Origin of the sequence: Ahrensia marina (assembly GCF_042140245.1) — a bacterium.
In the GTDB taxonomy this organism is placed as follows: domain Bacteria; phylum Pseudomonadota; class Alphaproteobacteria; order Rhizobiales; family MH13; genus MH13.
In genome coordinates this window covers 3,022,638-3,048,110 of sequence record NZ_CP159483.1, presented here as the reverse complement: position 1 = coordinate 3,048,110, position 25,473 = coordinate 3,022,638, and the positions used below count along the sequence as shown (strand labels likewise).

Annotated in this window: 24 protein-coding genes, 1 tRNA gene and 1 pseudogene; 20 read left to right on the top strand and 6 right to left on the bottom strand. The window is 56.7% G+C overall.

Going from position 1 to position 25,473, the window contains the following annotated elements; translation table 11 throughout:
• The first annotated feature begins 147 nt into the window (after nt 1-147).
• The 11 genes from ldtR to ABWH92_RS14790 all read left to right on the top strand — a co-directional run bounded on the left by ldtR (nt 148) and on the right by ABWH92_RS14790 (nt 10,745).
• The gene (ldtR, locus tag ABWH92_RS14840; RefSeq protein ID WP_375569637.1) at nt 148-663 is read left to right on the top strand and encodes a transcriptional regulator LdtR; all 516 of its coding nucleotides are present in this window, start codon (nt 148-150) and stop codon (nt 661-663) included.
• Between the two features lie 302 nt (nt 664-965).
• Nucleotides 966-2,255 carry a murein L,D-transpeptidase gene (locus ABWH92_RS14835; RefSeq protein ID WP_375569635.1) on the top strand — a complete coding sequence of 430 codons (1,290 nt, stop codon included), beginning with the start codon at nt 966-968 and terminating at the stop codon, nt 2,253-2,255.
• 14 nt (nt 2,256-2,269) lie between these two features.
• On the top strand, nt 2,270-2,500 hold the full coding sequence (locus ABWH92_RS14830) for a DUF6898 family protein (RefSeq protein WP_375569633.1): 231 nt from the start codon (nt 2,270-2,272) through the stop codon (nt 2,498-2,500).
• A 143-nt stretch (nt 2,501-2,643) separates the two neighbouring features.
• Complete coding sequence (gene glyA / locus ABWH92_RS14825; RefSeq protein ID WP_375574260.1) at nt 2,644-3,951, top strand: serine hydroxymethyltransferase; 1,308 nt, start codon at nt 2,644-2,646, stop codon at nt 3,949-3,951.
• 18 nt (nt 3,952-3,969) lie between these two features.
• Complete coding sequence (gene nrdR / locus ABWH92_RS14820) at nt 3,970-4,458, top strand: transcriptional regulator NrdR (protein WP_375569631.1); 489 nt, start codon at nt 3,970-3,972, stop codon at nt 4,456-4,458.
• Nucleotides 4,459-4,469: 11 nt separating this feature from the next.
• On the top strand, nt 4,470-5,465 hold the full coding sequence (ribD, locus tag ABWH92_RS14815) for a bifunctional diaminohydroxyphosphoribosylaminopyrimidine deaminase/5-amino-6-(5-phosphoribosylamino)uracil reductase RibD (RefSeq protein ID WP_375569629.1): 996 nt from the start codon (nt 4,470-4,472) through the stop codon (nt 5,463-5,465).
• 4 nt (nt 5,466-5,469) lie between these two features.
• On the top strand, nt 5,470-6,075 hold the full coding sequence (locus ABWH92_RS14810) for a riboflavin synthase (RefSeq protein ID WP_375569627.1): 606 nt from the start codon (nt 5,470-5,472) through the stop codon (nt 6,073-6,075).
• Between the two features lie 45 nt (nt 6,076-6,120).
• Nucleotides 6,121-6,552 carry a 6,7-dimethyl-8-ribityllumazine synthase gene (gene ribH / locus ABWH92_RS14805; protein WP_375569625.1) on the top strand — a complete coding sequence of 144 codons (432 nt, stop codon included), beginning with the start codon at nt 6,121-6,123 and terminating at the stop codon, nt 6,550-6,552.
• Nucleotides 6,552-7,040: a transcription antitermination factor NusB gene (gene nusB / locus ABWH92_RS14800; RefSeq protein WP_375569623.1), complete on the top strand. Its 489-nt coding sequence runs from the start codon at nt 6,552-6,554 to the stop codon at nt 7,038-7,040. The genes ribH and nusB overlap by 1 nt, the downstream gene beginning before the upstream one ends.
• Before the next feature lie 91 nt (nt 7,041-7,131).
• Nucleotides 7,132-8,361, top strand: a complete 1,230-nt coding sequence (locus ABWH92_RS14795; RefSeq protein WP_375569622.1) for an MFS transporter — start codon at nt 7,132-7,134, stop codon at nt 8,359-8,361.
• Nucleotides 8,362-8,612: 251 nt separating this feature from the next.
• Nucleotides 8,613-10,745, top strand: coding sequence for a sodium-translocating pyrophosphatase (locus tag ABWH92_RS14790; RefSeq protein ID WP_375569620.1), 2,133 nt, complete (start codon nt 8,613-8,615; stop codon nt 10,743-10,745).
• Between the two features lie 86 nt (nt 10,746-10,831).
• On the opposite strand, the gene ABWH92_RS14785 is transcribed toward ABWH92_RS14790, so the two are convergent.
• A complete protein-coding gene (locus tag ABWH92_RS14785; RefSeq protein ID WP_375569618.1) occupies nt 10,832-11,263 on the bottom strand; it encodes an outer membrane protein assembly factor BamE in 432 nt (143 codons plus the stop codon).
• Between the two features lie 225 nt (nt 11,264-11,488).
• Here ABWH92_RS14785 and ABWH92_RS14780 point away from each other — a divergent pair, with 225 nt between their 5' ends.
• The 7 genes and pseudogenes from ABWH92_RS14780 (at nt 11,489) to ABWH92_RS14750 (ending at nt 17,065) form a co-directional block, all read left to right on the top strand.
• A complete protein-coding gene (locus ABWH92_RS14780) occupies nt 11,489-12,049 on the top strand; it encodes a ubiquinol-cytochrome C chaperone family protein (protein WP_375569616.1) in 561 nt (186 codons plus the stop codon).
• A gap of 126 nt (nt 12,050-12,175) precedes the next feature.
• A complete protein-coding gene (locus tag ABWH92_RS14775; protein WP_375569615.1) occupies nt 12,176-12,604 on the top strand; it encodes a DUF177 domain-containing protein in 429 nt (142 codons plus the stop codon).
• A gap of 142 nt (nt 12,605-12,746) precedes the next feature.
• Entirely contained in the window at nt 12,747-13,847 is a 1,101-nt protein-coding gene (plsX, locus tag ABWH92_RS14770) for a phosphate acyltransferase PlsX (RefSeq protein ID WP_375569613.1), read from the top strand.
• A complete protein-coding gene (locus tag ABWH92_RS14765; protein WP_375569610.1) occupies nt 13,844-14,836 on the top strand; it encodes a beta-ketoacyl-ACP synthase III in 993 nt (330 codons plus the stop codon). The genes plsX and ABWH92_RS14765 overlap by 4 nt, the downstream gene beginning before the upstream one ends.
• A gap of 138 nt (nt 14,837-14,974) precedes the next feature.
• Nucleotides 14,975-15,295, top strand: a pseudogene (locus ABWH92_RS14760) (integration host factor subunit alpha); the annotation flags it as partial.
• A gap of 259 nt (nt 15,296-15,554) precedes the next feature.
• Nucleotides 15,555-16,493, top strand: coding sequence for a MerR family transcriptional regulator (locus ABWH92_RS14755; RefSeq protein ID WP_375569608.1), 939 nt, complete (start codon nt 15,555-15,557; stop codon nt 16,491-16,493).
• Nucleotides 16,494-16,501: 8 nt separating this feature from the next.
• A complete protein-coding gene (locus ABWH92_RS14750) occupies nt 16,502-17,065 on the top strand; it encodes a response regulator (protein WP_375569607.1) in 564 nt (187 codons plus the stop codon).
• A gap of 19 nt (nt 17,066-17,084) precedes the next feature.
• Here the strand turns inward: ABWH92_RS14750 and ABWH92_RS14745 are convergent.
• The 5 genes from ABWH92_RS14745 to ABWH92_RS14725 form a co-directional block, all read right to left on the bottom strand.
• Nucleotides 17,085-17,161 (bottom strand) — tRNA-Pro (locus ABWH92_RS14745).
• Nucleotides 17,152-18,372, bottom strand: coding sequence for an O-antigen ligase family protein (locus ABWH92_RS14740; RefSeq protein ID WP_375569606.1), 1,221 nt, complete (start codon nt 18,370-18,372; stop codon nt 17,152-17,154). Before ABWH92_RS14740 ends, ABWH92_RS14745 begins: the two co-directional genes overlap by 10 nt.
• A gap of 59 nt (nt 18,373-18,431) precedes the next feature.
• Entirely contained in the window at nt 18,432-19,997 is a 1,566-nt protein-coding gene (locus tag ABWH92_RS14735) for an undecaprenyl-phosphate glucose phosphotransferase (RefSeq protein WP_375569605.1), read from the bottom strand.
• Between the two features lie 128 nt (nt 19,998-20,125).
• On the bottom strand, nt 20,126-21,271 hold the full coding sequence (locus ABWH92_RS14730) for a glycosyltransferase (RefSeq protein WP_375569603.1): 1,146 nt from the start codon (nt 21,269-21,271) through the stop codon (nt 20,126-20,128).
• On the bottom strand, nt 21,271-21,840 hold the full coding sequence (locus ABWH92_RS14725) for a polysaccharide biosynthesis/export family protein (protein WP_375569601.1): 570 nt from the start codon (nt 21,838-21,840) through the stop codon (nt 21,271-21,273). Before ABWH92_RS14725 ends, ABWH92_RS14730 begins: the two co-directional genes overlap by 1 nt.
• 258 nt (nt 21,841-22,098) lie before the next feature.
• Here ABWH92_RS14725 and ABWH92_RS14720 point away from each other — a divergent pair, with 258 nt between their 5' ends.
• Both ABWH92_RS14720 and ABWH92_RS14715 read left to right on the top strand, forming a co-directional pair.
• A complete protein-coding gene (locus ABWH92_RS14720) occupies nt 22,099-24,261 on the top strand; it encodes a GumC family protein (RefSeq protein WP_375569599.1) in 2,163 nt (720 codons plus the stop codon).
• Nucleotides 24,262-24,360: 99 nt separating this feature from the next.
• On the top strand, nt 24,361-25,437 hold the full coding sequence (locus tag ABWH92_RS14715; RefSeq protein ID WP_375569597.1) for a polysaccharide deacetylase family protein: 1,077 nt from the start codon (nt 24,361-24,363) through the stop codon (nt 25,435-25,437).
• The last annotated feature ends 36 nt before the right edge of the window (nt 25,438-25,473 follow it).

Below are 25,473 nucleotides of genomic sequence, written 5' to 3'. Positions count from 1 at the left end.
CCTGACCGCAATTGGTGAACAGCTTCTTGCACGAATGCCAGAAGAAATATGAAATTAATCAAAGACTTTAAGCGAGGTTTTAGAGCTCACTGCTACGTTGCTGTCACGACCGGAGGAAACATCCGGCAAAAACAGTGAGGCTTACCTATGACCAAGACCAGTGCCGCTATGGCAAATTACCTGGCCGACCAAGATGAAGACCAGGGTATTGAACCGCTTTATATGGAATCGCTGCACCTTGTGGAGCGGCTGCACCGTCGCCTACTTGACGTGATCAAGGACGAGTTTGATCGCCAGGGTCGCTCTGACATCAACTCTGTGCAAGCGCTGCTGCTTTTCAACATTGGTGATTCCGAGCTGACGGCAGGCGAATTGCGCACCCGCGGTTACTATCTTGGTTCCAACGTTTCTTACAATCTGAAGAAGCTCGTTGACTTAGGTTTCGTCTCACATCAGCGCTCCCGCATGGATCGCCGCTCGGTACGCGTCAGCTTGACCGACAAAGGCAAAGAGATCGCCAAGATCGTGGGTGACCTTTATCAGCGCCACCTGCTTTCCATTGAGAAAGTTGGTGGTCTGGGCACCGAAGAATTCAAAACGCTGAACAAGTCGTTGCACCGTCTTGAGCGTTTCTGGACAGATCAGATCCTTTATCGTCTGTAGATGTCAGAGCCGACAGGTGTCGGCGCAAGACTTTGCTAACCAAAACCTCGCATCATCATCGTCGATGGTGCGGGCTTTTTCGTTTTGGCCTCTGCGCTGCTGTGATCCGCCGGTCACTCTGTGTGGTTTTTGCCGCACTTCATCACAAATGCGTTAGGTGAAAGCGGCTCATAGGGCCAACCACAAAAGAGCCACATTGCATTGGCGTCACCGAAGCCAACATATGAGACAAAATGCATGTAAGCGCCCGTACGGATATCAGGTGGCTAGGCGTGCTCTCGCGATTTCTGTAGGATGCTTTGATGGACCGTAAAACCAACCATTTGAAAACACGTCGCCAAATCTTGGCCGCCGGACTTGGTCTTGGCGCGTCTGCATTGGCGATGCGTGCTGCCCACGCACAGCAGTCGGCGCTTGATGCGCTGCTCGATCAACGTCTTCGTCAGCACAACTCCGGGTGGGGCGATAGCTTCGATTCCACGGCACAAGGCCAGGCGCCGGTTATCTCGCCGGAACCAATGTTCTCGCCGGCCAGCGCGGTGAACCTCGAAACCGCGCTCCGTCAGCATTCTGACATGATGAACCGTGGCGGTTGGAACCAGGTTCCTGCCGATTCCGTGCTTCGTTTGGGCGTTCGTCACCCCAATGTGCAGCATCTTCGCCAGCGTCTCATCGTTGGTGGTGATTTGGCTCAGCAATGGGGCATTTCGGACATCTTCGACAGCTATGTCGATTCGGCGGTCAAGCGCTTCCAAGCGCGTCATGGTCTGGTCGTTGACGGCATTATGGGGCCAGAAGGCTTTGCGGCCATGAACGTACCGATCGGTTTCCGGGTACGTCAGATGGAAACCAATCTGGTGCGCATTCGTTCCATGTCGGGTTTCCTAGGCGATCGCTATGTGATGGTGAACATCCCAGCTGCTGCGCTAGAGGCGATCAACTCCGGTCGGGTCACCACACGCCACACCGCCATCGTTGGTAAAGTGGATCGACCAACACCGATCCTCGATAGCCGCATCCACGAGCTAAACTTCAACCCGTACTGGACTGTGCCGGTTTCCATCATTCGCCGTGACTTGATCCCGCTGATGCAGGAAAACCCAAGCTATCTGGCTGAGAACAACATTCGCATCTTCAACAGCTGGGGTGCCAGTGCGCAGGAATTGGCGCCGGAACAGGTCAACTGGAACACCGAGGAAGCCACACGCTACATGTTCCGCCAGGATCCAGGCGAGATCAATTCACTTGGCTCGGTGAAGATCAACTTCCACAATGAGCACCAGGTCTATCTGCACGATACACCTGACAAGTCATTGTTCGGTGACGACTACCGCTTCCTGTCGTCGGGCTGTGTGCGCGTGCAGAACATCCGCGAGTTGGTAACATGGCTTCTTGCCAACACAGATGGTTGGTCACGTCAGCGTATTGACCAGGTCATCCAAACCGGTGAGCGCGTCGATCTGCGCATCCCTGATCCTGCGCCGCTCTACATCAATTATGTGACGGCTTGGGCTGCATCGGATGGCACGGTGAACTTCCGTGAAGACATCTACAACCGCGATGGCCTGCCAACCGTCGCGTCCAACGGCTAAAGCACCGGCGGCGCATGACGGGCGAGATTTATCTCGAAATCATTCCCGTCGATAAGGCGTTGCGTGTCACAGCGATTGACCCGGTAACGGGGCTGGAGGTGGTTTTTGCCGCCCCCAGCTATACCGCTCGCGAGCGGATCAACGAACTGGCACGTCGCAAACTGCAAGCGCGCATCGCGCGCGAGCGCCCTGAGTCCAAGGCATCCGCGATTGATGCAGAGCCTGGGCGCGGCAAGCTCGTTTAGCTGATCTTTCTGTGCGCTTTTCACGCGGCCATTGGTGTGTTGGACAGCGCCGCGCAATGTGTTAGCTGCACATCTCGCTTGCCGATTGCCTGTCACGCGCCTTGCTGCGCCGATCCATCACCAGGGGGCCTTCAACCATGGCTATGACCGAACACGACGCTGCGCCGTTGTACCCGACCTTCTTCACAGATGATCTTGCGACCACCGACCCAGAATTAGCTGCCGCCATCAAGGGTGAGCTTGGCCGTCAACAGCACGAAATTGAGCTGATCGCATCAGAGAACATCGTCAGCCGCGCCGTGATGGAAGCGCAAGGCTCGGTGATGACCAACAAATATGCCGAGGGCTACCCAGGACGCCGTTACTACGGTGGTTGCCACTTTGTTGATATTGCAGAGAAATTGGCGATTGAGCGTGCTTGCAAACTGTTCGATTGCGAGTTCGCCAACGTCCAGCCCAACTCCGGTAGCCAGGCCAATCAGGCGGTGATGCTCGCGCTGGCCAAACCAGGCGACACCATCCTAGGCATGAGCTTGGATGCTGGTGGTCACTTGACCCACGGTGCTGCGCCGAACCTCTCAGGCAAATGGTTCAATGCGATCCAGTACGGTGTGCGCAAGGAAGATGGCTTGCTCGACTATGACCAGGTTGAGCAGCTTGCCCAAGAACACAAACCCACAATCATCATTGCTGGTGGATCGGCCTATTCCCGTCAGTTTGATTTTGCCCGGTTCCGCGAGATTGCCGATTCTGTTGGCGCGCTTCTGATGGTCGATATGGCGCACTTTGCTGGCCTCGTGGCCGGTGGGCAGCACCCAAGCCCATTCCCTTACGCGGACGTGGCAACCACAACCACGCACAAAACACTGCGCGGCCCACGCGGCGGTATGATTCTCACCAACAATGGCGACATCGCCAAGAAGCTGAATTCAGCCGTATTCCCGGGCCTTCAAGGCGGCCCGCTCATGCATGTGATTGCAGGTAAGGCTGTCGCCTTTGGCGAAGCCTTGCGCCCAGAGTTCAAGATCTACGCCAAAAATGTCGTGGAGAACGCGATTGCGCTGGCCGAAACCTTGAAGGGACACGGCTACGATATTGTGTCCGGTGGCACCGAAAATCACATTGTCCTTGTTGACCTGCGGCCGAAGAACCTCACCGGTAAAGTGTCGGAGAAAGCGCTGGAGCGCGCTGGCATCACCTGCAACAAAAACGGTGTGCCGTTTGATCCACAGAAACCGTTCGTGACTTCCGGCGTGCGTCTTGGCTCGCCAGCTTGTACGACGCGCGGGTTTGGTGTTGCCGAGTTCCAGGAGGTTGGTCACCTTATCTCTGAGGTGCTCGACGTGCTGTCGCAAAACCAGACCGATGAAGACTCGCTGGTTGAAAAAGCTGTTCACGAGAAGGTGGTCGCGCTCACCGATCGCTTCCCGATCTATCCTGATCTCGGCTAGAAAGGCTCCTTCTGCTTTATGCGCTGTCCTTTCTGCCAGAGCCTGAACACGCACGTTAAAGACTCACGACCTGCCGAAGATAACGCCGTCATCCGCCGCCGCCGCGTGTGCGGCGACTGCGGTGGTAGGTTCACAACGTTTGAGCGGGTGCAACTGCGCGAGCTAACCGTTGTGAAGCGCGACGGAAAACGCCAAGCCTTTGATCGCGATAAGCTTTCCCGTTCAGTACGCATTGCTGCCCGCAAGCGACCGTTGGCCGATGAGCAGTTGGAGCGGCTGGTCTCCGGCATTGTTCGCCAGCTGGAAAGCACCGGTGAGACCGATGTCCAATCCGATCAGATCGGGCTTTTGGTGATGGATGCGCTCAAAGGCCTGGACGATGTGGCCTATGTTCGCTTTGCCTCGGTCTACAAAGACTTCCGCGAAGCGCGCGATTTTGAAGAGTTTGTCGAAGAGCTCGCCAACTCTTCGGGCGTGACTGCCAAGCGCGTCGACCAGGCCGAGTGATCGCATCTGCGATGACCTCAGAAACCGACCGTCGCTATCTGGCTGCTGCAATTCGTGTTGGACGTGCTCAGCTTGGGCGCACCTGGCCGAATCCTGCCGTTGGTTGTCTTGTCGTCAAAGACGGCGTTGTGGTTGGCATGGGCGCAACAGGGCAGGGCGGTCGTCCCCATGGTGAGACTGTTGCCTTGGATGAAGCGGGTGACGATGCGAAAGGCGCGACCGCCTATGTCTCGCTTGAGCCCTGCAACCATCACGGCAAAACCGGTCCCTGCACGCTCGCGCTCATATCGGCAGGCGTTGCGCGGGTTGTGATCGCCCTTGGAGACCCTGATCCGCGTGTGTCGGGCGCCGGCGTTACACGGCTGCGCGAGGCAGGCATTGAGGTCCTTTTTGAGCCGTTCGCTGACTTGTGCGCCACCGCCGCGCAGGCCCACCGCGGCCACTTCACGCGCCTTGCAAAAGGCCGCCCACATGTCACGCTTAAACTGGCGCTGAGCGTCGATGGTGGCATCGGTTTGTCGGGCGAGGGGCAGGTTGCCATCACCGCGCCGGCCACCAACCGGCTGATGCACGGGCTTCGCTCCCGTATGGACGCCATCGCTGTGGGTGCGGTCACCTATCAAACAGATGCTCCGCAGCTCACGGTACGCTTGAGTGGGCTACCGGACCATTCACCACAACGTGTTGTTTTTGGTGGAAGTGAAGCGCCTGATGGTTTCATCCACCTACCAGGTCATGATCTCGATGCTCACCTTCAAACATTAGGTGAGCGCGGGTTCACCAGCCTGCTCGTTGAAGGCGGCGCGAAGCTTGCGCGCAGTCTATTGCAGGCTCATCTGGTCGACGACATTGTTTTGATCCAGGGCACCCCTGTTTTGGGTCCTGACGCGATACGCCCTTTTGAGGTGAACCCGTTTGCCGGCGGAGTGCCAGGCTTCACGGTCATATCACGACGTCAAAATGGCTCCGATCGCATCTTAACTTTTGCACCAGACAGGAAGGCTTGAGCCTATGTTCACCGGTATTGTCACTGCAATGGGATCTGTAGAAGCCGTCGAAGCAATGGGTGCGGACAAGCGCTTCACCATCCAGTCGCCTTACGACGCTGCTTCCATCGATCTAGGCGCGTCCATTGCCCATGATGGTTGCTGCCTGACGGTCACAACATTGGAGCAGACGCCTGAAGGCGCGCGCTATACCATTGATGCCTCCAGCGAGACGCTTCGCTTGACAACTCTGGGCCAATGGCAACAGGGAACCCGCATCAACTTGGAACGCTCCTTGAAGCTGGGCGATGAAATGGGCGGGCATCTCGTCACCGGTCACGTGGATGGCATGGCCGTCATCACCAAACGCGAGGATGGAGACAACACATCCTTCTTTGAGATTGAAGCGCCACCAGAGCTATCTAGGTTTGTCGCCAAAAAGGGCTCGGTCTGCCTTCAAGGAACATCTTTGACTGTCAATGATGTTGCTGGTGATCGGTTCACACTGATGCTTATCCCACACACTCTGGCCGTCACCACATGGGGTGACCGACAGGTGGGTGATGCGATGAACATCGAGATAGACCTTATGGCGCGTTACGCTGAACGCTTGATGGGTAGCGCTGGCTAACAAAAGGCGTATAAGCGGCGCGCGATCCAAACAAACTGGTATTTCATGGCTCATTTTCTCATTGTTGAAGCGCGCTTCTACACCGATCTTGCTGATGAGTTGGCAGCAGGTGCCATCGAAGCACTAGAGGCCGAAGGGCATACCTATGAACGTGCCTCTGTACCTGGAGCGCTGGAAATTCCTGCTGCGATGATGATCGGCTACCGCAACCCCAAAGCCTATGACGGGTACATTGCGCTCGGCGTCGTGATCCGCGGCGAGACGAGCCACTACGATATTGTCGCCGGGGAATCCTCCCGCGCGCTCATGGATCTAACGCTCAATCCGGGCCTTGCTATTGGTAATGGCATCCAGACCGTTGAGAACCGCGATCAGGCCTGGGCCCGCGCCAACCGAAGCGATAAGAACAAAGGCGGCGGGGCGGCCAAGGCAGCTATGGCGCTTTCTGCGCTGCGCAGCACCATGGGAACCCAGTGATGACCGCAGCCGCTCGCCCCAGTTCGACGTCCAAAGGTGCGACGCCAAAACCAGCCAACGCACGCGGTGTGGCACGTTTGATTGCCGTTCAGGCGCTCTACCAGATGGATGTGGGCGGAACGACGCTGCCTCAAGCATTGGCGGAGTTTGAGATGTTTCGCTTGGCCGAGGAAGTCGATGGCTGGGCCTATCGACCGGCAGACAAGGGTTACTTCCGTCACTTGGTTCAAGGCGTGGTAGAGAGCCAGAAAGTGCTCGACCCAGCCATTCACGCAGCATTGCCTGATGGGTGGCCGCTAACGCGTCTGGACACATTGCTACGCGCCATACTGCGTACAGCGGCGTTTGAGATCATGAAGCGGCAGGATATTCCAGCGCCGGTTATCCTCAACGAGTATCTCGATGTCGCCAAAGCATTCTACGAAGATCAGGAAGTGCGCCTAAGCAATGGTGTGCTCAATGCACTCGCAAAACGGTTTCGCGCCTAGTTGGTATTGACGCGCGGTCGAACGACGACATGTGCGCGCATAAGCGTTTTCCAACATGGACGTTTGGCGCTCACTGCGAGATACCCCCTTCATGACCATAGCTTCCGCTGAACCAATAGAAACGCACGATGACGGTCGTGCCAAACGCAACGCCTTGGTGCTGGCCGTCGGCCAAGCCCTTGGTGGCGCCAACGCATCCATCGTCATTGCCACAGCCGGTCTTGCAGGTGGCTATGTGCTGCCTGCTGAACAGGCCGCCTTCGCCACGATCCCGGTTTCGTTGTTTATTTTGGGCACCGCGTTTTGCACGCTCCCAGCGCAAAAGCTGATGGGCCGCGTTGGCCGTCGGCCTGTTTTTCTGGCAGCTGCTGCCTTCGGAGCACTTGCCGGTCTGGTGGCAATGCAAGGTGTATTGATTGGCGCCTTTTGGATGCTGTGCCTCGGTACTTTCATGGCAGGTATGTTCGGCGCCGTCGTGCATTCTTACCGTTTTGCCGCTGCCGATACAGCCTCGCCCGCTTTCCGGCCCAAGGCCATCTCCTGGGTGTTGGCGGGCGGCGTGGCATCTGGCTTCATCGGCCCGCAAATCGTGATCGCCTTCAACGACTTTTTTGATCCGATTCTTTTCGCTGGTGCCTTTATGGGGCAGGCCGGTCTGGCACTGCTTTCCATTGCCGTGGTCAGTTTTGTCGATCTGCCCAAGCCGATGGTGCAAACGCCAGCAAGCAAAGCGCGCACGCGCCCAATGTCTGAAATTGCGCGCCAACCACGCTTCCAGGCAGCTCTAACAAGCGCCATTGTCTCTTACGCGCTGATGGCACTGGCGATGACGGCTGCCCCTATCGCAATGATCGCCTGTGGTCACACAGTGGGTGACGCTGCGCTCGGTATCCAGTGGCATGTTATCGGCATGTTCGCGCCGAGCTTTTTCACTGGCTCGCTGATCACACGCTTTGGGGTCGAGCGGATCATCTTGACAGGCTTTGCCGTTCTAGCTGTCTGCGCTGCTGTGGCCCTCAATGGCATCTCTGTCGGCCATTTCTGGGTTGCTTTGGTATTGCTGGGCGTGGGTTGGAACTTGGCCTTTCTTGGCGCAACATCAATGCTCACAGAATGCTACCGCCCAGAAGAACGCAACACCGTTCAAGGCTGGAACGATTTCATCCTATTTGGATTCGTCGCTTTTGCCAGCTTCTCTTCAGGCGGGTTGCTGCACCTCTTCGGCTGGGACGTCATCAACTGGCTGCTTCTGCCTGTTTTGGCAGCCGCTGCGCTGTTCCTTTTGTGGCGTGGGCGCAAGGTGGAAAGCGCAGCAGTCTAGCTCGGCCCTTGTGCTTTAGACTTTCGTTGAAAGGTGTACCGACAAGCGTGAACCATCACCCAGCAGCGCTTGCTTATGGTTTGCCTTTTTGGCATGACCAGCACGGCTAGGGGCGGCCAGACCCGCTCACCCGCGAGGTGGAAGCGTCCCTCTCCAGCCTACCAAGAATAAGAACAAGCGGTGCGCGTGCGCGCAGGCTTGCTGGAAACAGGCGCGCTTTGCGCTTCTAAACGCTTCAAGGGATTTGTTCTATGGAACTCATTTTCGTCATCGCGTGTGGCATCTTATCGATCGTCTACGGCGTCTGGGCCGTGCAGTCGGTGATGGCCGCTGACGCGGGCAACCAGCGCATGCAAGAAATTGCCAGCGCCATCCAGGAAGGCGCTTCGGCCTACCTGACCCGCCAATACCTCACCATTGCCATCGTTGGCGCGGTGATCTTCGTCGCTGTTATCTTCTTGCTCGGTTTTGAGGTCGCGATCGGCTTCTTGATCGGTGCCGTTCTATCAGCCGCTGCTGGTTTTATCGGCATGCACGTATCGGTTCGCGCCAATGTGCGCACCGCGCAGGCATCGTCACAAAGCTTGGCTGCTGGCCTTTCCATCGCCTTCAAATCGGGCGCTGTGACCGGTATGCTGGTGGCTGGCCTCGCCCTGCTCGGTGTCGCTGTCTACTACTACCTGCTGACTGGCCCGATGGGCTTCGATAACACCTCACGCGTTGTCATCGATTCCCTTGTCGCGCTTGGCTTCGGTGCTTCACTTATCTCTATCTTCGCCCGTCTTGGCGGCGGTATCTTCACCAAAGGTGCTGATGTTGGTGGCGACCTTGTGGGTAAAGTTGAAGCTGGCATCCCCGAGGATGATCCACGCAACCCAGCCACGATCGCTGACAATGTCGGTGACAACGTTGGCGACTGCGCAGGCATGGCCGCTGACCTGTTTGAAACCTATGCGGTGACGGTCGTTGCCACCATGGTGTTGGCATCGATCTTCTTTGTCGGCGCGGACGGCGAGAAGCTCATGCTGCTGCCGCTGGTCATCGGTGGTGCCTGCGTGATCACATCGATCATCGGTACGTTCTTTGTGCGCCTTGGTTCGAACAATTCCATCATGGGCGCCCTCTACAAGGGCTTCTGGGGTGCTGCCATCCTTTCCATCGTTGCTCTTGCCGGCATCGTCTGGGGTTGGTTGGGTGCTGACCAGGTGTTCACCACCTCTGGCGGCACAAGCTTCACCGGTATGGACCTGTTCTTCTGCGGTGTGATCGGCCTTGTGGTCACTGGCGGTATCATCGTCGTCACCGAGTACTATACCGGTGTTGGCTATCGCCCTGTGCGCTCGATCTCTCAGGCGTCTGTGACCGGTCACGGGACGAACGTCATCCAAGGTCTGGCGATCTCACTGGAAGCAACCGCGTTGCCTGCGATCATCATCATCGCTGGTATCATCTCCACCTTCTTGCTTGCCGGCTTGTTCGGTATCGCCATTGCGGTGACAACCATGCTGGCGCTGGCTGGTATCGTCGTTGCATTGGATGCCTTCGGTCCTGTCACTGATAACGCAGGCGGCATCGCTGAGATGTCGAACCTGCCGGACTCGGTGCGTGAGACAACCGATGCGTTGGACGCTGTCGGCAACACCACCAAGGCTGTCACAAAAGGCTATGCCATTGGTTCAGCCGGTCTGGGTGCTCTGGTGCTGTTTGCGGCCTACACCGAAGATCTGAAGTTCTTCGCGGCCAACGCAACGCCGGGTTCCTTCTTTGAAGGTGTGGCGGTCGATTTCTCGCTATCCAATCCATACGTCGTAGTCGGTCTGCTGTTCGGTGGTCTGCTGCCTTACCTGTTCGGTGGCATGTCTATGACGGCTGTGGGCCGTGCCGGTGGCGCGGTTGTGGAAGAGGTGCGCCGTCAGTTCAAGGCTGACCCTGGCATCATGGAAGGCACGTCTAAGCCGGACTACGCCCGCGCCGTTGACATGCTGACCAAAGCTGCGATCAAAGAAATGATCGTGCCGTCCATGTTGCCGGTTCTTTCGCCGATCGTGGTGTTCTTCGCCATCAACGCGATTGCTGGTAAAGACCAGGCCTTCGCTGCCGTGGGTGCCATGCTGCTCGGCGTGATCGTCAACGGGCTTTACGTGGCGGTTTCCATGACCGCCGGTGGTGGTGCGTGGGACAACGCCAAAAAGAGCTTTGAAGATGGTTTCACCGACAAAGATGGTGTGAAGCACGAAAAGGGCGGCGATGCCCATAAGGCTTCGGTCACGGGCGATACTGTTGGTGATCCTTACAAGGATACCGCGGGCCCAGCTGTGAACCCGATGATCAAAATCACGAACATCGTGGCTCTGTTGCTGCTGGCTGTGCTTGCTCACGGCTAAGCCGGGCCGTCACCACACACACATGAAAACCCCGCCAAACAGTCGGTTGGCGGGGTTTTATTTATTCTGGATGTAACTGGTCGGGCTTAGAAGACACTCGTTGGCGCTGACCCAAGTCCACCGAGAATCTGACCGATAAACGTCAAATCAGCACCACCGGTTGGTGTCGTCTCACTAACAAAGTCAAAGATCACACCGTCTTGCAGGCCGTAATCGGCGATGCGGGCCACGAGCTCATTTTCATCAAAATAGACCGCAAGCACACGCTGGTCGGTGATTTCAGGGCGCGAGAACGCAAAGGTCTGTTCGCTGCGCTGCGAGATGTAATAAAACACCTCATTGTCCAGCGTCGCCGTGGTTTGAGGTGTGCCAAGCACAATCAGAACCTGGTTCTTTGAGGAGCCAACCGGCACTTGCTCAAGGCCCGAATCTGGCATGATGAAGCCGTGATTGCGCACCTCGGTGGTGTTGCAAGCAGACAGTGCAAACGCAGCACCCAGAGCTGCAACGCCCATCATAAGCGATCTTCGTGTTGGTTTGCTGCTGGGTTGTGCGACGCCAATCGGGGATGCCCCCTTTAATCCAACCTGTGCCAACCCTATACCTCCTCAATACACAAAGCATACGCACATGGGTGCGGGCTTAAGCGAATGGTCCAAAAGACCCTTGTGCGTCCGGACCTACCCAAGATGACCAAATAGGGCAACACGATGGTGTTCGGTTTATGGAAACGGCGTAAAGATATGACGCCTTACGCTTTTTATCAAAGCGTGATGGATCAGTCGCGCCAACCCATCTTTTTTGAGGCCTGGGGCGTGCCCGACACCATTGGGGGGCGGTTTGATACGCTCATTGCCCACGCCATTCTTGTCTTTCGTCGGCTGAAGAGAATTGAAGGCGCTCGCGCAGAGGAAGCCGCAGCGCGATCACAAGCCTTTTCTGACTTGATGTTCAAAGACTTGGATCGTGTTCTTCGTGATACCGGCGTGAGCGATCGCAATGTGCCCAAACGACTGAAAACACTTGCCACAGCCTATCTGGGGCGCGGACAGGCGTTTGGCGATGCTCTTGATGCCAATGATCAGGACGCTTTGGTGGATGCTGTTGAACGCAACGCCGGCGGCATCGTATTTGGTGCCGACAAAGCATCAGCCGAAGATGAGGCGGAACCTTACGCTGTCGATGCACTGGCGTTTGCCAAATATCTTCAGGCCGCTGACCAGGCGCTGATCGATCAAGATGACGAAACAGTGCTCAGCGGAACATTGGCATGGCCTGCCCATCCTGATCAGGCCGCAGCCTAACGGACAAAGCATGGCTGAACATCAGAAAGTGAATAAGACCGACCTTCCAGCGCTCACCGTACTCGCAGAAACCGCGCGCAGAAGTCCGGTGAGGGTAAAGCTTGAGCTTTCCCCGAGGAGCGCGCTGTGCTGGCGCATGAAAACGGCTTGGCCTCCGTAGAGGCTTTTCGTCTGAAAGCCACGGCGCTCGGTATGAAGGGTAGAAAACTGCGGGTGGAGGGCGACCTGACCGCCGACGTCACCTATGTGTGTGGCGTCTCGTTGAAACCGTACCCGGCATCGCTTGATGTGCCATTCGATCAGGTGTTCGGTGAAGGCCAGCACGACAACAACCTCATCGATTTCGACCCGTTGGATGACAATGAGGTTGAACCTCTGGTTCACGGCGAAGCGTCGGTTTCTGACCTTGGCTACCAGCTTTTCAGTTTGGCTCTTGATCCCTTTCCTCGGCACCCTGATCTGGCTCCACCAAGCGAAAAAGACGATGAGGACGGCGATGATGAGATTGAAGAGAAAACCTCTCCGTTCGCTGTGCTTAAAGACCTCAAACTCTGACATCTCAGGTAAATCAGTCAAACGGCGCGTTGCATCCTCATCATCATGATGTGCCCTTTATCCGGGCAAGATTCGGCTATAGGAATGCGAACGTTCTTTGCGACCTTCGGTGTCGTCGGGCCCCAACACTTTGAAAGCATTGATGACGCGTACAGATAACACGGTAACGATCTCGGTAGATGTGATGGGCGGCGACAACGGCGCCATCGACGTCATTCCCGGGCTTGCCATATCACGGCAGCGCCATCCGGAATTGGCCTTTGTCCTGGTGGGCGATGAGACCGTCATCACGCCGATTTTGGCCAAGTACCCCAATCTTAAAGACTGCACGTCCATCGTTCACACCGATGTGGCCATCGCAATGGATGCCAAGCCTTCTCAAGCTTTGCGCCAAGGACGGCGCACCTCGTCCATGTGGAAAGCCATCGAGCAGGTAAAAATTGGTGACGCAGATATTTGCGTGTCTGCTGGCAACACTGGCGCATTGATGGCGATGTCAAAGTTCTGTTTGAAAATGCAAAAAGGCATTGAACGCCCCGGTATCGCTGCCATTTGGCCAACTGCGCGCAATGAGTCGGTCGTGCTCGATGTTGGTGCAACCGTCGGCGCTGATGCTGACATGCTTGTTGATTTTGCCTTGCTTGGCTCAGCTATGGCCCGTGCTTTGTTTGGCCTTGAGCGCCCCACAATCGGCCTTCTCAATGTGGGTGTGGAGGAAGTCAAAGGCTTGGAGCCAATCCGCGAGGCCGGTCAGCGGCTGAAAGATGCTGCCTATGAAGGCATGGACTATATCGGGTTTGTCGAAGGCACCGATATTGGTTCGGGCAATGTCGATGTGATCGTGACAGAGGGCTTTTCGGGCAACATTGCTCTGAAAACGGCGGAAGGTACGGCCAAACAGATTGGTAGCTATTTGCGTGATGCGATGACGGCAACATTGCGCACCAAGCTTGGTGCTTTGTTGGCGCGCCCCGGGTTCAACGCACTGCGCATGAAAATGGATCCACGCCGGGTGAATGGTGGCGTGTTTTTGGGCATGAACGGAACAGTAGTGAAAAGCCACGGCGGCGCCGATGCGCTGGGTTTTGCTGCTGCTGTTGATCTTGCGCGAACCATGGTCATCAACGAGCTTGGTGAGAAGATTGCTGCGCAGCTTGCCCAAGCTGGGCGAGGCAGCGTAGAAACTGATCCTACACCTTCTCCCTCGGTCGAGGAAGATACCCCAATCTCCGAGGCCTTATGACACCTGCAGCTTCCACCACACGCCACACCCGTCTTTTGGGTGTCGGTAGCTATCTGCCTGAAAAGATCCTCACCAATGATGATTTGGCGAAGATGGTGGACACCTCAGATGAGTGGATCGTCCAACGCACGGGCATAAAGTCACGACGCATTGCTGACCCAGACCAGCGCACCAGCGACCTCGCCTTTGAGGCTGCCAAAGCTGCGCTTGCCAATGCTGGCGTTGATGCGGAGTCAATAGACCTCATTGTGTTGGCTACCGCCACACCGGATTACACCTTTCCGGCCACTGCGACGCAAGTTCAGCAGAAGCTTGGCATCCGCCATGGCTATGCTTTCGATTTGCAGGCCGTTTGCTCAGGGTTTGTTTACGCAATCGCCAATGCCGATAGCCAGCTGAAAGCAGGCCTTGCCAAGCGGGCTTTGGTGATTGGTGCTGAGACTTTTTCGCGCATCATTGATTGGGAAGACCGCACGACCTGTGTGCTTTTTGCCGATGGGGCAGGGGCTGTCGTGTTGGATGCCGTCGATGGTCCGATGAGTTCAGATGGCCCAGGTATCATCGCCTCATCATTGCGTTCAGACGGCAATCATCGCGAGAAGCTTTATGTCGATGGCGGCCCGTCGACCAATCAGATGGCGGGCCACCTGCGCATGCAGGGCAAAGAGGTTTTCAAACACGCCGTGGGCATGATCACTGACGTGATTGTCGACGTCTTTGAGCAAACCGGCTTTGATGGTGATAGCATCGACTGGTTTGTGCCACATCAGGCCAACAAGCGCATTATTGATGCGTCGGCCAACAAGCTCAAAATCGACCCTGCCAAGGTCGTTACGACCGTTGATCATCACGGCAACACATCGGCGGCATCCATCCCACTTGCGCTCAGCGAAGCGGTCGACGACGGACGCATTAAGACAGGCGATGTTGTGCTGCTTGAAGCGATGGGGGGCGGTTTCACCTGGGGTGCCTGCCTGTTGCGCATGTAACCCACTGCGCAAGAATGCCCGCCTATTGCGCTTGATGCTGATATTTCTAGCTATTTTTGCCCTCCACTGAATTGACCCGCTGCAAACTCATCGCTTAAGACTTGTCCTCCAAGGCGAGGGGTCGCTGGGGCGAACAGGAAAAGGGCCAAGAGGGTTATGGCTGGTGGAACCGTTACGCGTGCTGATCTATGCGAAGCCGTCTATCAACAGGTAGGGTTGTCGCGGACTGAGGCGGCCGATTTGGTCGAAGCAGTGATTGAAGAAATTGCGGCGGCAGCTGTCCTTGGCGAGAATGTTAAGCTGTCCTCTTTCGGCACATTCGTTGTGCGTCACAAGGACGAACGCATCGGACGCAACCCAAAGACTGGCGAAGAAGTTCCGATTACCCCGCGCCGTGTGATGGTGTTTAAGCCTTCCAACATTCTCAAAGAACAGGTCGACAACGGCCACAAGAGTTAGACAGTCCGCCTGTTGCAGGTCTCATTGTAGATGCATAGTCTTCCAAGACTTTATCAATGAAAACGTTGTCGTCGTAACGCAACAAATCGCATGGATTGCTAACTTTTCGTCATCATTCAACCATAGACCTGTTGGTACGTTTGGCGACATGACGTAAAGTCTGGCTTCTTCAATGATTCGTACGATAACTACCGTTAGTCATTGAAATATAAGAATAAAAAGTTCGTCAAATCGGTGTCATTGAGGGGGTTGCAGCGACATGGCGCGTGCCTCGGCCAAAAGTCCGGAAGCGTTTCGCACAATCAGCGAAGCGGCCGATGCTTTGGACTTGCCTCAGCACGTTCTGCGCTTTTGGGAAACCCGCTTTAGTCAGATCAAGCCGATGAAGCGCTCCGGCGGCCGGCGTTACTATCGCCCCGGCGATATCGCACTTCTGCAAGGCATTCGCCATCTACTCTACGATGAAGGCTACACCATCAAAGGTGTGCAGCGCATTTTGCGCGAGCAAGGCATTGCGCATGTCGTTTCCTTTGCTGACCAAGGACCGGCTCTGCCGGACGTTGCATCCAAGTCGACGCAGCCGAAGCCAGAACCAGCACCGCAACAAAGCGCCGAGCAGTCGCCACCTCGACCAGATCCTGTGCGTGCTGCGCTTGCCAACCCGCAACCAGAGCCCATTCAGCCGGAGCAACGCCAACCTCAACCAGCGCAACCAATGCCGCCAACTGCTCCGGTGCCAGTTGCCTCGCCGCCGCTCATGCCAAGTTCGGGTCTAAGGTTTGTCGCTGAACCCGAGCCCGATGGCGCACAGCCCGCGCCAACCCAGATGGTGCCGTCTCAGCCTGCTTCACCACAGCCAGCTGTTTCGCAGGCGATGAACCAACCTGTCGCGCCTGTGCCACCGGAGCCACAGCTCCCGCAATCGCCCACTCACACGCAACCACTGCCAAATCCGGTGTTGCAGAATCAACCACTGCCCACCGTACCGTCGATTGTAGATCCTGCGACACCAGCGCCCACGGTTGCTCAGCCAACAGTGGCACCAGGTGCATCCGAGGTTGGTGGTCAGCTCGCGCCGCATCAAACCAAGTCACTGGTGAAAGCGCTGCGCACGCTGATGGAGTGTAAGTCGCAGCTGGATCAGGCCCGGCCCGCACCAACAGCCTCTTCAGCCTCGGCGCAGGTGATAGACCCTTGAAGGCTCCTTTGAAGTCCAGCCTCGACCTGTCTTACGTCCAGTTCTTGATTGCCGATGACAGCCGGTTCATGCGCCGACTGGTGGTATCGGTGCTCAAAGCGTTTGGCGTGCGCCACATACAAGAGGTCTCAACGGGCGGAGAGGCTTATGAGGCCATTCTTGCCGGCAACCACGATATCGTTCTGCTGGATTGGGAGTTTCCTGACCGCTCAGGCGAGTCGGTGATGCGCGCCATTCGCACCCCAGGGCATCCAGGTGCTTTCCAAACGGTCATCATGATGTCTGGCCACGATGAACAGCGCCGCATTGAGCGCGCTCTGCGCTTTGGTGTGAATGGCTATGTGGCCAAGCCGGTGGCCCCGGCAACCCTCTACACCCAAATCCGCCAAACCATTCTGCATCCGCGACCCTATCTGCGCACCGAGCACTATTTTGGCCCACAGCACCCCTTGATCACCGAACGGCTACGTCAGGACGACAAGAGAAAAGCGCGTGAAAAAGCAGAAGCCGAGCGCACGTTATCGAAGACGGACAACACCATCTATCTGGACGAAGTTCAGCTCTTTGATTGATCTAACACGGTCCTGAAAATGGTCGGGGCGGCGGGATTCGAACCCACGACCTCTCGTCCCCCAGACGAACGCGCTACCAGGCTGCGCTACGCCCCGACGGACGGCACATAGCCTGTGTCAGGTGCTTTGTGCAAGCACCCAAAGCTGGTTGCCGAAAATCCCCAGGCCAATCCCAGGAACAGCCACAAATGGCGCCAGTGTTCCGCCTCGTGCAGGCTGGCGCACAGGACGATTCCAATCACACCAAACATGACTGTTATCGGCACGTCAGAGCCGGTGCGAATATAGCCCCGCAGACCTGCCACCAACGATCCAAAGAAGAGGAAAAGCCACGAAATGCCACCAAGCCAGCCATAGTTCACAAAGGCACTCAAGAAGATGTTGTGAATGGGCTCTGGGAAGATGCGTTCCAACTGCAGCACCCCAACGCCAACTGGATCTTGCAAGATCATCGGCAGCACGAGCAGATAGCGACCAAAGCGACCTTCCCGACCGGAGTCATAGGCTTTCACAAAGGTGAGGCGTTCAAAAAACTTGGTTGCGAACTCTTCTGACAGCGACAGTGCGACGGCCAAGGCAAACACCGCCAGCAGCGTCACGATAATCAGCTTTGGGATGAAAACAGGAAGTTTGTGGCGATTGAGAAAGCCAAGATAGCCAACAACCACAAAAATCAGTGCAGCTGAGGCAATACGTGAAAAGGCGACCATCACACCGACCGCGATAACCAGCGCGCAAGCCATTCCAACAATCCAGGAGATTCGGCGGTGTTTAACCAAGAAGATGGCTGCCAAAACACCTGGGATCAAAAAGGAGGCGAACATGTTGGGGTCATCAATGAACGCCATCGCGCGCCCATCCCATGTGAGACTGGGATGCCCTATTGCGAACGCGACGATGCCGATGGTCGCCGCAATAGTGGTCGATATCATGTAAACTTTGAAAAATGCGGCAAAATCCGCTTGTCGCCATGTCGATGCGATGTAGGCGGACAAGATGGCCAGCAGCGCGACAAACGTTTTTGCCAGCAGTTCATGCTGAACATTGCTGTCCCCTGCATAGGGCAGCGACGCATTCATGTAAGAAAAGACCCAGGCCACGATAATGGCGAAAAAGGCAACGAAATGCGTGCGTATTGGCTGATTGATCACCACGCACACGCCCAAAGCACTGAGGAAAATCAGATCCACAGGAGATGGCCGCATCCAAGTGTAGTTCATGGCAATCACGCCAAGAAAGAACAGGTAGGACCTGACGTGCCAGAACGTGCGTGACGCATTCCACGGGACTGTCGAGACGTCAGCCATAAAGGAAATCCCAACGGGGGGGTCGTCGATGTGTTTTCATCAATAGCGAGCTGCGCATATCAGTACGCATTCTCGTTTTTGGTCAGCAGGGCCAGCGGCGTCATAGCAATGATCTGCAGATCAAAAAGGATCGACCAGTTTTCGATGTAGAACAGGTCATGTTCCACGCGCCGTTCAATCTTCTCCAGCGTGTCCGTTTCGCCGCGCCAGCCGTTGACCTGGGCCCAACCGGTGATGCCAGGTTTCACTTTGTGGCGAGCAAAATAGCCATCAACCACGTCATGGTAGAGGCCGCCGGCTGCTTTGGCGGCCATGGCGTGAGGACGCGGGCCAACCAGCGATAGATCGCCTTTGAACACCACATTGAAAAGCTGCGGTAGTTCATCCAGACTGGTGGCGCGTATGAACCGCCCAACACGGGTGACGCGCGGATCATCCTTGGTGACCAGCTTGTTGGCCTTGGCATCGCACATGTCGGTGTACATGGAGCGAAACTTGTAGACGCCGATCGGTTCGTTGTTGAAGCCAAAGCGCCGCTGCTTGAAGAACACCGGACCTTTGCTATCCAGTTTCACCACAAGCGCCGTGGCCAGCATCACCGGTGACAGGGCCACCAGCATCGCAAAGCCAAGCACGCGATCGAGCACCGATTTCGCGACATAGTCCCAATCGGCCAGCGGTCGATCAAGGATCGCCAGAAACGGTACATTACCAATGTAATTGTAGGCGCGGGGACGAAAGCGCAGTTTCTGTGTGTGTGCCGACAGGCGAATGTCGATGGGCAAAACCCAGAGTTTGCGCACCATGTCGAGCACACGCTTTTCAGCGTTTACCGGCAGTGTCACGATGATCATGTCCAGCGTTGCCATGCGGGCAAATGCAACGGCATCATCAACGCAGCCGAGCTTTGGTAGCCCTCCGCATGTTTGTTTGCTTCGGTCATCCCCACGGTCATCGAAAAAGCCGATCAGATTGAGATCGCTGTTGGCTGAGTTCCGCAGAGCTTCCACCAGCTTCTCTGCGTCTTTTCCGCCGCCAACCAGCGCAACGCTCCGCTGTAGGCGACCGGCCTTTGTCCAATGCCCCACAAGCGTCACCACGCCTGCGCGGTAGAGCATCAACACCAGCAGACCAACGGCGAACCAAAGGCCGACCCATACGCGGCTGAGATCATCACCAACGTTGGTGAAGAAACCAAAGGCCAGCATCAGAGCAAACAGGACCGTCCAACCGCCCACCAGACGAAGACCCTGATGCACAACCGAACGCAAGCCGTAAGGGGTATAAAGGCCGAGAAGCTGAAAGATGCCAACGGCTGCTGTCGATACACCAGCGATCATGCTCAGATAAAGAACGGAGAACCCAAACTCTGATCCCAGGTAACTGGCGTAGATGATGGTGCCAACACCAGCGATCGCGATCCATTCAAACAGGCGCACCAGGCCGGCCAGAATAACCGGCGACATCGCATGGCTCTTGAGCGCATGGGCGGCGTCCATGGCTGCTTGAGAAAGTGGGCGAATATCATCTTCGCCCCCAATAAGGTTGGAACTGGTGGAGGGGTCAATGTCGACGCTGGCGGCTTGAATGGCCTCGCGTGCAACGCTCCCACGATCGATCAACATGACGGCACCCTTGTTTGGCGCCGGATTGGTCCAGCGCCTTGTCGTTAGGGTTCGTTGTATCGCAGTGGTCTTTGCGCCCGTTTAAGGGAAGTGGTGAACAACACCTTGCCGCAATCGCTGATAAAGCGTTAACGGGCCTGGCTCAGATTGCGGTAGCTTGCAGCGATTTGGTCAACCATCGTGTCGACGTGAAAGTTCGCAGCCAGGTAGGCATAGCGCGTTTCCAGCACGCTCTCCGTCGTCGGCGAGCGTGGCTCCAAAGCTTGCCGCATAGCCTCTGCCAACGCATCCACATTGTCGGCAGGCACCAGCGCGTCTCGCGTCGGGCCGAAAATTTCGCTGATGCCACCAACATCCGTGGCGATCACCTGTTTGCCTGCAGCAATCGACTCAATCACGATGTAGGGCAGAGATTCCGCCCGTGATGGCACCAAAACCGTGTTGGTAGCCGCAAAGGCTTCGCGCACGGGGCGCCGGCCGACAAAGGACACCTCGTCGGCCAAACCAAGTTGCTCTGCATACGTGCGATAGTCCTCAAGCATCGGTCCATCGCCAAGCATCAGTACTTTCAAAGGGCGTCCTTCAGGATGCCGCACTTGGCACAGCGCTTCGAGCAGGACATCGACACCTTTGATTGCGCGCATTTCACCGACAAAGGCAAAGTCATGGGTTGGCTCGTCCAACACAACCGGGCCACCAGCAAACTCACGGCTTCCTAGGCCGTTGAACACAACCTTGTCACGTCCCTGCGTATCGCCAATCTTTTCTTCAAAACCGTCAGCACTGAACTGGCTTTCAAAGAGAAACTGATGGGTAAGGGGGATGAGCCGCCGTTCTGCCGTCAGAAACACCTTCCCGCCCATTGTCTTCCAATCATAGTGCAGCGAGCCGCCATGAGGGGTGTAAACGGCGTTCGCCTCGGTCCGCCACGCCGAAAGCCTTGCGTAGAGGCCGCCTTTAGCGCCGTGGCCGTGTACAATGTCTGGCTGCACGGTCTTGATGAGCTTGCGAAACTGCATGGAGAGCCGCAGATCGCCCCAGCCAGGCAGACGCGGGATATCAAGTGTATGGACCCCGAGGGCAAGCCTTGGCTCAAAACGCTTCAGAGTGGCGCGGACATGCTCTGAGGCCCGCAGCGAATCCACCGCAATGCCGAGCTCAAAACCGCGATCGAGCAATCCGTCGGTGAGATCAAGAATATGCCGCCAAAGCCCGCCAACGGGCGCGCGCGTGATCAGCAACACCCGCACGGGTTTGCCATCGGTCCTGGTCATTAGAACCAGCGTTCCCGAACGGTGATGACATCGCCCGGACGCACAGCCTCATTCAAGTGGATGCGTCCGACAACAACCTCGCCATTGATCACGCGGGATACATCCACATTCTCACGCACCGCACGCGGTGAAAAACCTCCAGCAATCGCAATAGCGCTTCGCACAGTCATGCCAGCGACATAAGGGAACTGTCCTGAGGTGCCCACTTCGCCAAGAACAAAGAAGGGGCGATAGGCAGCCACTTCAACGCTGACGTCCGGATTACGCAAAAACCCTTCACGCAGCGCCGTGGTGATGGATGTGTCGAGCTCGTCCGTTGTCAGGCCGCGCGCGGGAAGGTCACCGACCAACGGCATGGAAATCATGCCTTCAACATCGATTGTGTAGGTCGCCGACAGGCTGGGTTGCTCAAAGACCGTGACACGCAGGGCGTCACCAGAGTCCAATGCGTAAGGCTCAACAAGGAGTGGATTGAAGTTGGACGGCTGAGGCGGCGCAGTTGCGCACCCACCAAGAAAGGCAAGAGAGACCAGCAGGCCCATCTGCCGAATTTTCTGTCCAAACACCATGACACGCTACGCCTTACAACCAACAAACAGTGCGTTGCTGTGCGGCGGCGAAAGGCAGCCAAGCAACATTTCTAATGGCCGCAAAGGTAATCGAACAAGGTTAATCAACCGTTGTTTGGATGTGCCGAGTTTTGGCGATCGTCGCGCTACGTTGCGTCAAGCATCATGCAGGCATTGGACGGTTAACCGCTTGCTTACCATAGTCGGTCACATTGCCTGTGTCTTTCTAGTCGGCTTCTGGACCCGTGGAGTAGAGCGTTGGCGTCCCCCTATGTGCAAGCACCCCAAGAAATAAGTCTTTCCCATCTGCTGGGGCGTCTGTGGGCCATGAAGTTTGGCATGGCGCTGTTCGTCATTGTTTTGACGGGCCTAGTCTACCTCTACACACAGACCGCAACGCCAAAATACGGCGCCGAAGCGCAAATCCTCATTGAAGCCCAGGAAACCGCGTTTACCCGCCCTGAAGTTCAGCAGGGCGAGGCAGCTCCAAGTATCGACGAGCGTGTTGTTGCCAGCCAAGTGCAGGTGGTGCGTTCGCGTGATGTTGCAGAGCAAGTGATCGAACGCTTGAATTTGCGCGATGATCGCCGGTTTGATCCCGCCTTGGATGGGTTGTCGCTGATCAAATCTGTGCTCGTGCTGTTTGGCCTCTCCGACGACCCGATGCTTCTGTCACCCGAAGAGCGCGTCTATCGCGAGTTTGATCGCGGCTTGAGTGTCTACAACATCGTCGATTCGAGCGTTATCGTGGTGCGTTACGAAAGCACCGACCCAGAGCTGGCCGCGCAACTCGCCAACGCTGTCGTCGAGGTCTACTTAGCCGCGCAGCGCAGCACGCAGGCGACGAACACACGGTCGGCCACGTCTTTCTTGGAGACGGAAATTGCGCAGTTGCGCGAACAGGTGAACGAGGCCGAAGCTGCCGTCGCGCGCTACCGTTCGGGCTCTGGCCTTTTCCTGGACACCAACGATCGCACACTCTCAACGCAGCAGCTGTCTGAACTCTCCAGCGAATTGACACGGGCTCGCGCTGAGGAGTCCACCTCACGGTCGCGTGCAGAAGAAATCCGTTCGCTGATTGCTCAGCAAGGCACCCGTGTTGCGTTGCCTGACAGTTTCTCCACCCCGCTCACTCAGCGTTTGCAGGAAGAGCAAGCCACACTGCGTGCGCGGGTGGCCGAACTTTCAGCCACATTGCTGCCGGCGCATCCGCGCTTACAAGAGCTCAACGCGCAGCTCTCCGACCTGGGCGGACAACTGCGAGCCGAAGCAAGCCGCATTGCTGAACGCTTCGACAACGAAGCGCGCGTGTCCGCGGCGCGCGCCGCTGCTTTGCAAGACGAGCTTGCGCGCTTGAGCGCAGAGGCTTCACGCGTTGCTGAAGCAGAAGTTGAACTGCGTGCCCTTGAACGCGAAGCGGCTGCGCAGCGTGACCTTTTGGCCAGCTATCTGGTCCGCTTCCGTGAGGCTGCGACACGTGATGAAGCAGCTGATCTGCCAACCAATGCACGAATCATTCAAACTGCACAGATCGAGCGAGATGCGATCTTCCCGCAAACGCTGCCCATGATCATGATCGCTTTTGTTGGCAGCGTTGCGTTGGCACTGCTTGGTGTTACCAGTCACGCGATCTTGGCAGGTGCTGTGCGCGATGAAAGCTTGGATGCTGTTGAACCGCGTATGGCGCCGGAACAAGAACCCGTTTCTGTCCAGCCAGCATCAGCAGCGCATAGCAGCAACGACGCTGTTGCGCGTCTCCAATCCATGGCGCAGAGCAGTGCCGCAAGCCAGACTGCCGTTCCAGCCATGGCACCAATGGTGCGGACCTACACGCTGTCTGATCTGCAAGAGTGTCGTTTGCTGTTCGCGCATCTGCATCGCTTGGCGCAGCCCGGTGTTGGCACCCGCATTACCATGGGGGCTGCTGACGGGCAGACATCCGCCGGTGACGTGGGTTTGCGCCTTGCCCGCGCTATGGCCAATGCCGGACGTTCGGTGGTGATGATGGACTGCGTCGGTGATCTGCGCAGTGCCGGTATCAGCGCTGATGGCCCTGGCTTCTATGAGCTTATTATGGGAACGGCAGGTTTTGACGCTGCTCTCCACAAAGACCCCGAAAGCCCACTTCACTTTGTGCCTTCAGGTTTCACACAGGCTGATCGTTCCATGATTGCCGATGATGCTGCCGATCTTGTGGTGTCTGCACTGGCCGAGGCCTATGACACCGTTATCGTCAATGCCGGTTCAGATGCGCAGCTTCTTTTGGAGTGTGCCAACATCAATGATGGCATGGTGCTGTGTGGTGAGCCTGAGCGTATCGATGCCTTGGCCCACACGCTGGCCAGCATCGTATCCCGTGAACGCATCTTGTCCGTGCGCCCGCACGCCCATACGGCTTTGCAAGCTGCCATTCCTGCCTAGCAGGGTGCTTCAACCTTTTGGCAACCAAGCGTTTTAAGCCGGCTCAAACGCTTGGCATGCCATGGGTGTTCAAGGCGACGATCAGGCAAGGAACATTCCATGGCATCCACACGCGTAAGGCTCATGAAGGGCGCACTTGGTGCGATGCAGACGCTTGGTGTGCATGCATTGCTGCGACCCTTGTCCGAAGGGTTGGGCATGATTCTGACGCTGCATCGCGTTCGCCCCGCCAGCATGTTGGAAAATGAACTTGGCGCGTTTCCCAAGTTCAATCCCAACGGTCTGCTGGAAGTCACGCCTGATTTTCTTGACGCCGCGCTCGGACTGCTCAAGGCTCAAGGCCTTGCTGTCCTCAGCTTGGATGAGGCGGTTGAAGCAATCAAAAATCCAGCCGTTCGCAAAGGCCGGTTCGCTGTTTTCACCTTTGACGACGGCTATATCGACAACCGCGAACATGCCTTGCCGGTTCTCCAAGCGCATAATGCGCCAGCCATGATCTATGTTCCCTCGTCCTATCCGCAAGGCACAGGTGAGCTGTGGTGGGTTGCTCTGGAAGAGATGATCCGCTCTGCCGAGACGCTTGTGAGGCCCGACCAGCCGGAGCAGGGTCCGCAATCGGTTCGTACCGACGACGAGAAGCTTGCCTTCTATCTCGATCTCTATTGGACGCTGCGAGCGATGAGCCAAGATGATCAACGGGCTGCTGTTCGCCAGATGGCGCACGCCCAGGGCTATGATCTTGATGCGCTTTGTCGCCGTCTGGTCCTTTCAACCGCAGAGCTTCAAGATTTCAGCAACCATCCACTTATCACCATCGGTGCGCACACGGTGACCCATCGCGCCATCGCCCGGCTTTCGCCGGAGGAAGCCATGCGGGAGATGGTGGAAGGCACCGATTGGTTGGAAGAGGCGCTTGGTAGCAGACCAAAACACTTCTCATTTCCCTATGGTGACCGCGGCTCGGCGGACGCACGCGACTACGCGTTGGCACGTGAGGCCGGTTTTGAAACGGCGGTCACAACACGCAAAGGCATGCTCTTTGCCGACCACAAGGACCATCTGTTCTGTTTGCCACGTGTTTCGCTGAATGGAGACTATCAGCAAGAGCGATACCTCAGGCTTTTTGAGTCTGGCGCGCCGTTCTTGCTTGCCAACAAGTTTAAGAAAGTGGCCTAGGGTCTCTCTCGATCTGCTGAACGCCCCTCTCCGACA

What these genes read in the sequence shown, in the direction of transcription:
- ldtR (WP_375569637.1), top strand. Translation starts at nt 148, where the DNA reads ATGACCAAGACCAGTGCCGCTATGGCAAATTACCTGGCCGACCAAGAT.
- ABWH92_RS14835 (WP_375569635.1), top strand. Translation starts at nt 966, where the DNA reads ATGGACCGTAAAACCAACCATTTGAAAACACGTCGCCAAATCTTGGCC.
- ABWH92_RS14830 (WP_375569633.1), top strand. Translation starts at nt 2,270, where the DNA reads ATGACGGGCGAGATTTATCTCGAAATCATTCCCGTCGATAAGGCGTTG.
- glyA (WP_375574260.1), top strand. Translation starts at nt 2,644, where the DNA reads ATGACCGAACACGACGCTGCGCCGTTGTACCCGACCTTCTTCACAGAT.
- nrdR (WP_375569631.1), top strand. Translation starts at nt 3,970, where the DNA reads ATGCGCTGTCCTTTCTGCCAGAGCCTGAACACGCACGTTAAAGACTCA.
- ribD (WP_375569629.1), top strand. Translation starts at nt 4,470, where the DNA reads ATGACCTCAGAAACCGACCGTCGCTATCTGGCTGCTGCAATTCGTGTT.
- ABWH92_RS14810 (WP_375569627.1), top strand. Translation starts at nt 5,470, where the DNA reads ATGTTCACCGGTATTGTCACTGCAATGGGATCTGTAGAAGCCGTCGAA.
- ribH (WP_375569625.1), top strand. Translation starts at nt 6,121, where the DNA reads ATGGCTCATTTTCTCATTGTTGAAGCGCGCTTCTACACCGATCTTGCT.
- nusB (WP_375569623.1), top strand. Translation starts at nt 6,552, where the DNA reads ATGACCGCAGCCGCTCGCCCCAGTTCGACGTCCAAAGGTGCGACGCCA.
- ABWH92_RS14795 (WP_375569622.1), top strand. Translation starts at nt 7,132, where the DNA reads ATGACCATAGCTTCCGCTGAACCAATAGAAACGCACGATGACGGTCGT.
- ABWH92_RS14790 (WP_375569620.1), top strand. Translation starts at nt 8,613, where the DNA reads ATGGAACTCATTTTCGTCATCGCGTGTGGCATCTTATCGATCGTCTAC.
- ABWH92_RS14785 (WP_375569618.1), bottom strand. Translation starts at nt 11,263, where the DNA reads ATGATGGGCGTTGCAGCTCTGGGTGCTGCGTTTGCACTGTCTGCTTGC.
- ABWH92_RS14780 (WP_375569616.1), top strand. Translation starts at nt 11,489, where the DNA reads ATGACGCCTTACGCTTTTTATCAAAGCGTGATGGATCAGTCGCGCCAA.
- plsX (WP_375569613.1), top strand. Translation starts at nt 12,747, where the DNA reads ATGACGCGTACAGATAACACGGTAACGATCTCGGTAGATGTGATGGGC.
- ABWH92_RS14765 (WP_375569610.1), top strand. Translation starts at nt 13,844, where the DNA reads ATGACACCTGCAGCTTCCACCACACGCCACACCCGTCTTTTGGGTGTC.
- ABWH92_RS14755 (WP_375569608.1), top strand. Translation starts at nt 15,555, where the DNA reads ATGGCGCGTGCCTCGGCCAAAAGTCCGGAAGCGTTTCGCACAATCAGC.
- ABWH92_RS14740 (WP_375569606.1), bottom strand. Translation starts at nt 18,372, where the DNA reads ATGGCTGACGTCTCGACAGTCCCGTGGAATGCGTCACGCACGTTCTGG.
- ABWH92_RS14735 (WP_375569605.1), bottom strand. Translation starts at nt 19,997, where the DNA reads ATGTTGATCGATCGTGGGAGCGTTGCACGCGAGGCCATTCAAGCCGCC.
- ABWH92_RS14730 (WP_375569603.1), bottom strand. Translation starts at nt 21,271, where the DNA reads ATGACCAGGACCGATGGCAAACCCGTGCGGGTGTTGCTGATCACGCGC.
- ABWH92_RS14725 (WP_375569601.1), bottom strand. Translation starts at nt 21,840, where the DNA reads ATGGTGTTTGGACAGAAAATTCGGCAGATGGGCCTGCTGGTCTCTCTT.
- ABWH92_RS14715 (WP_375569597.1), top strand. Translation starts at nt 24,361, where the DNA reads ATGGCATCCACACGCGTAAGGCTCATGAAGGGCGCACTTGGTGCGATG.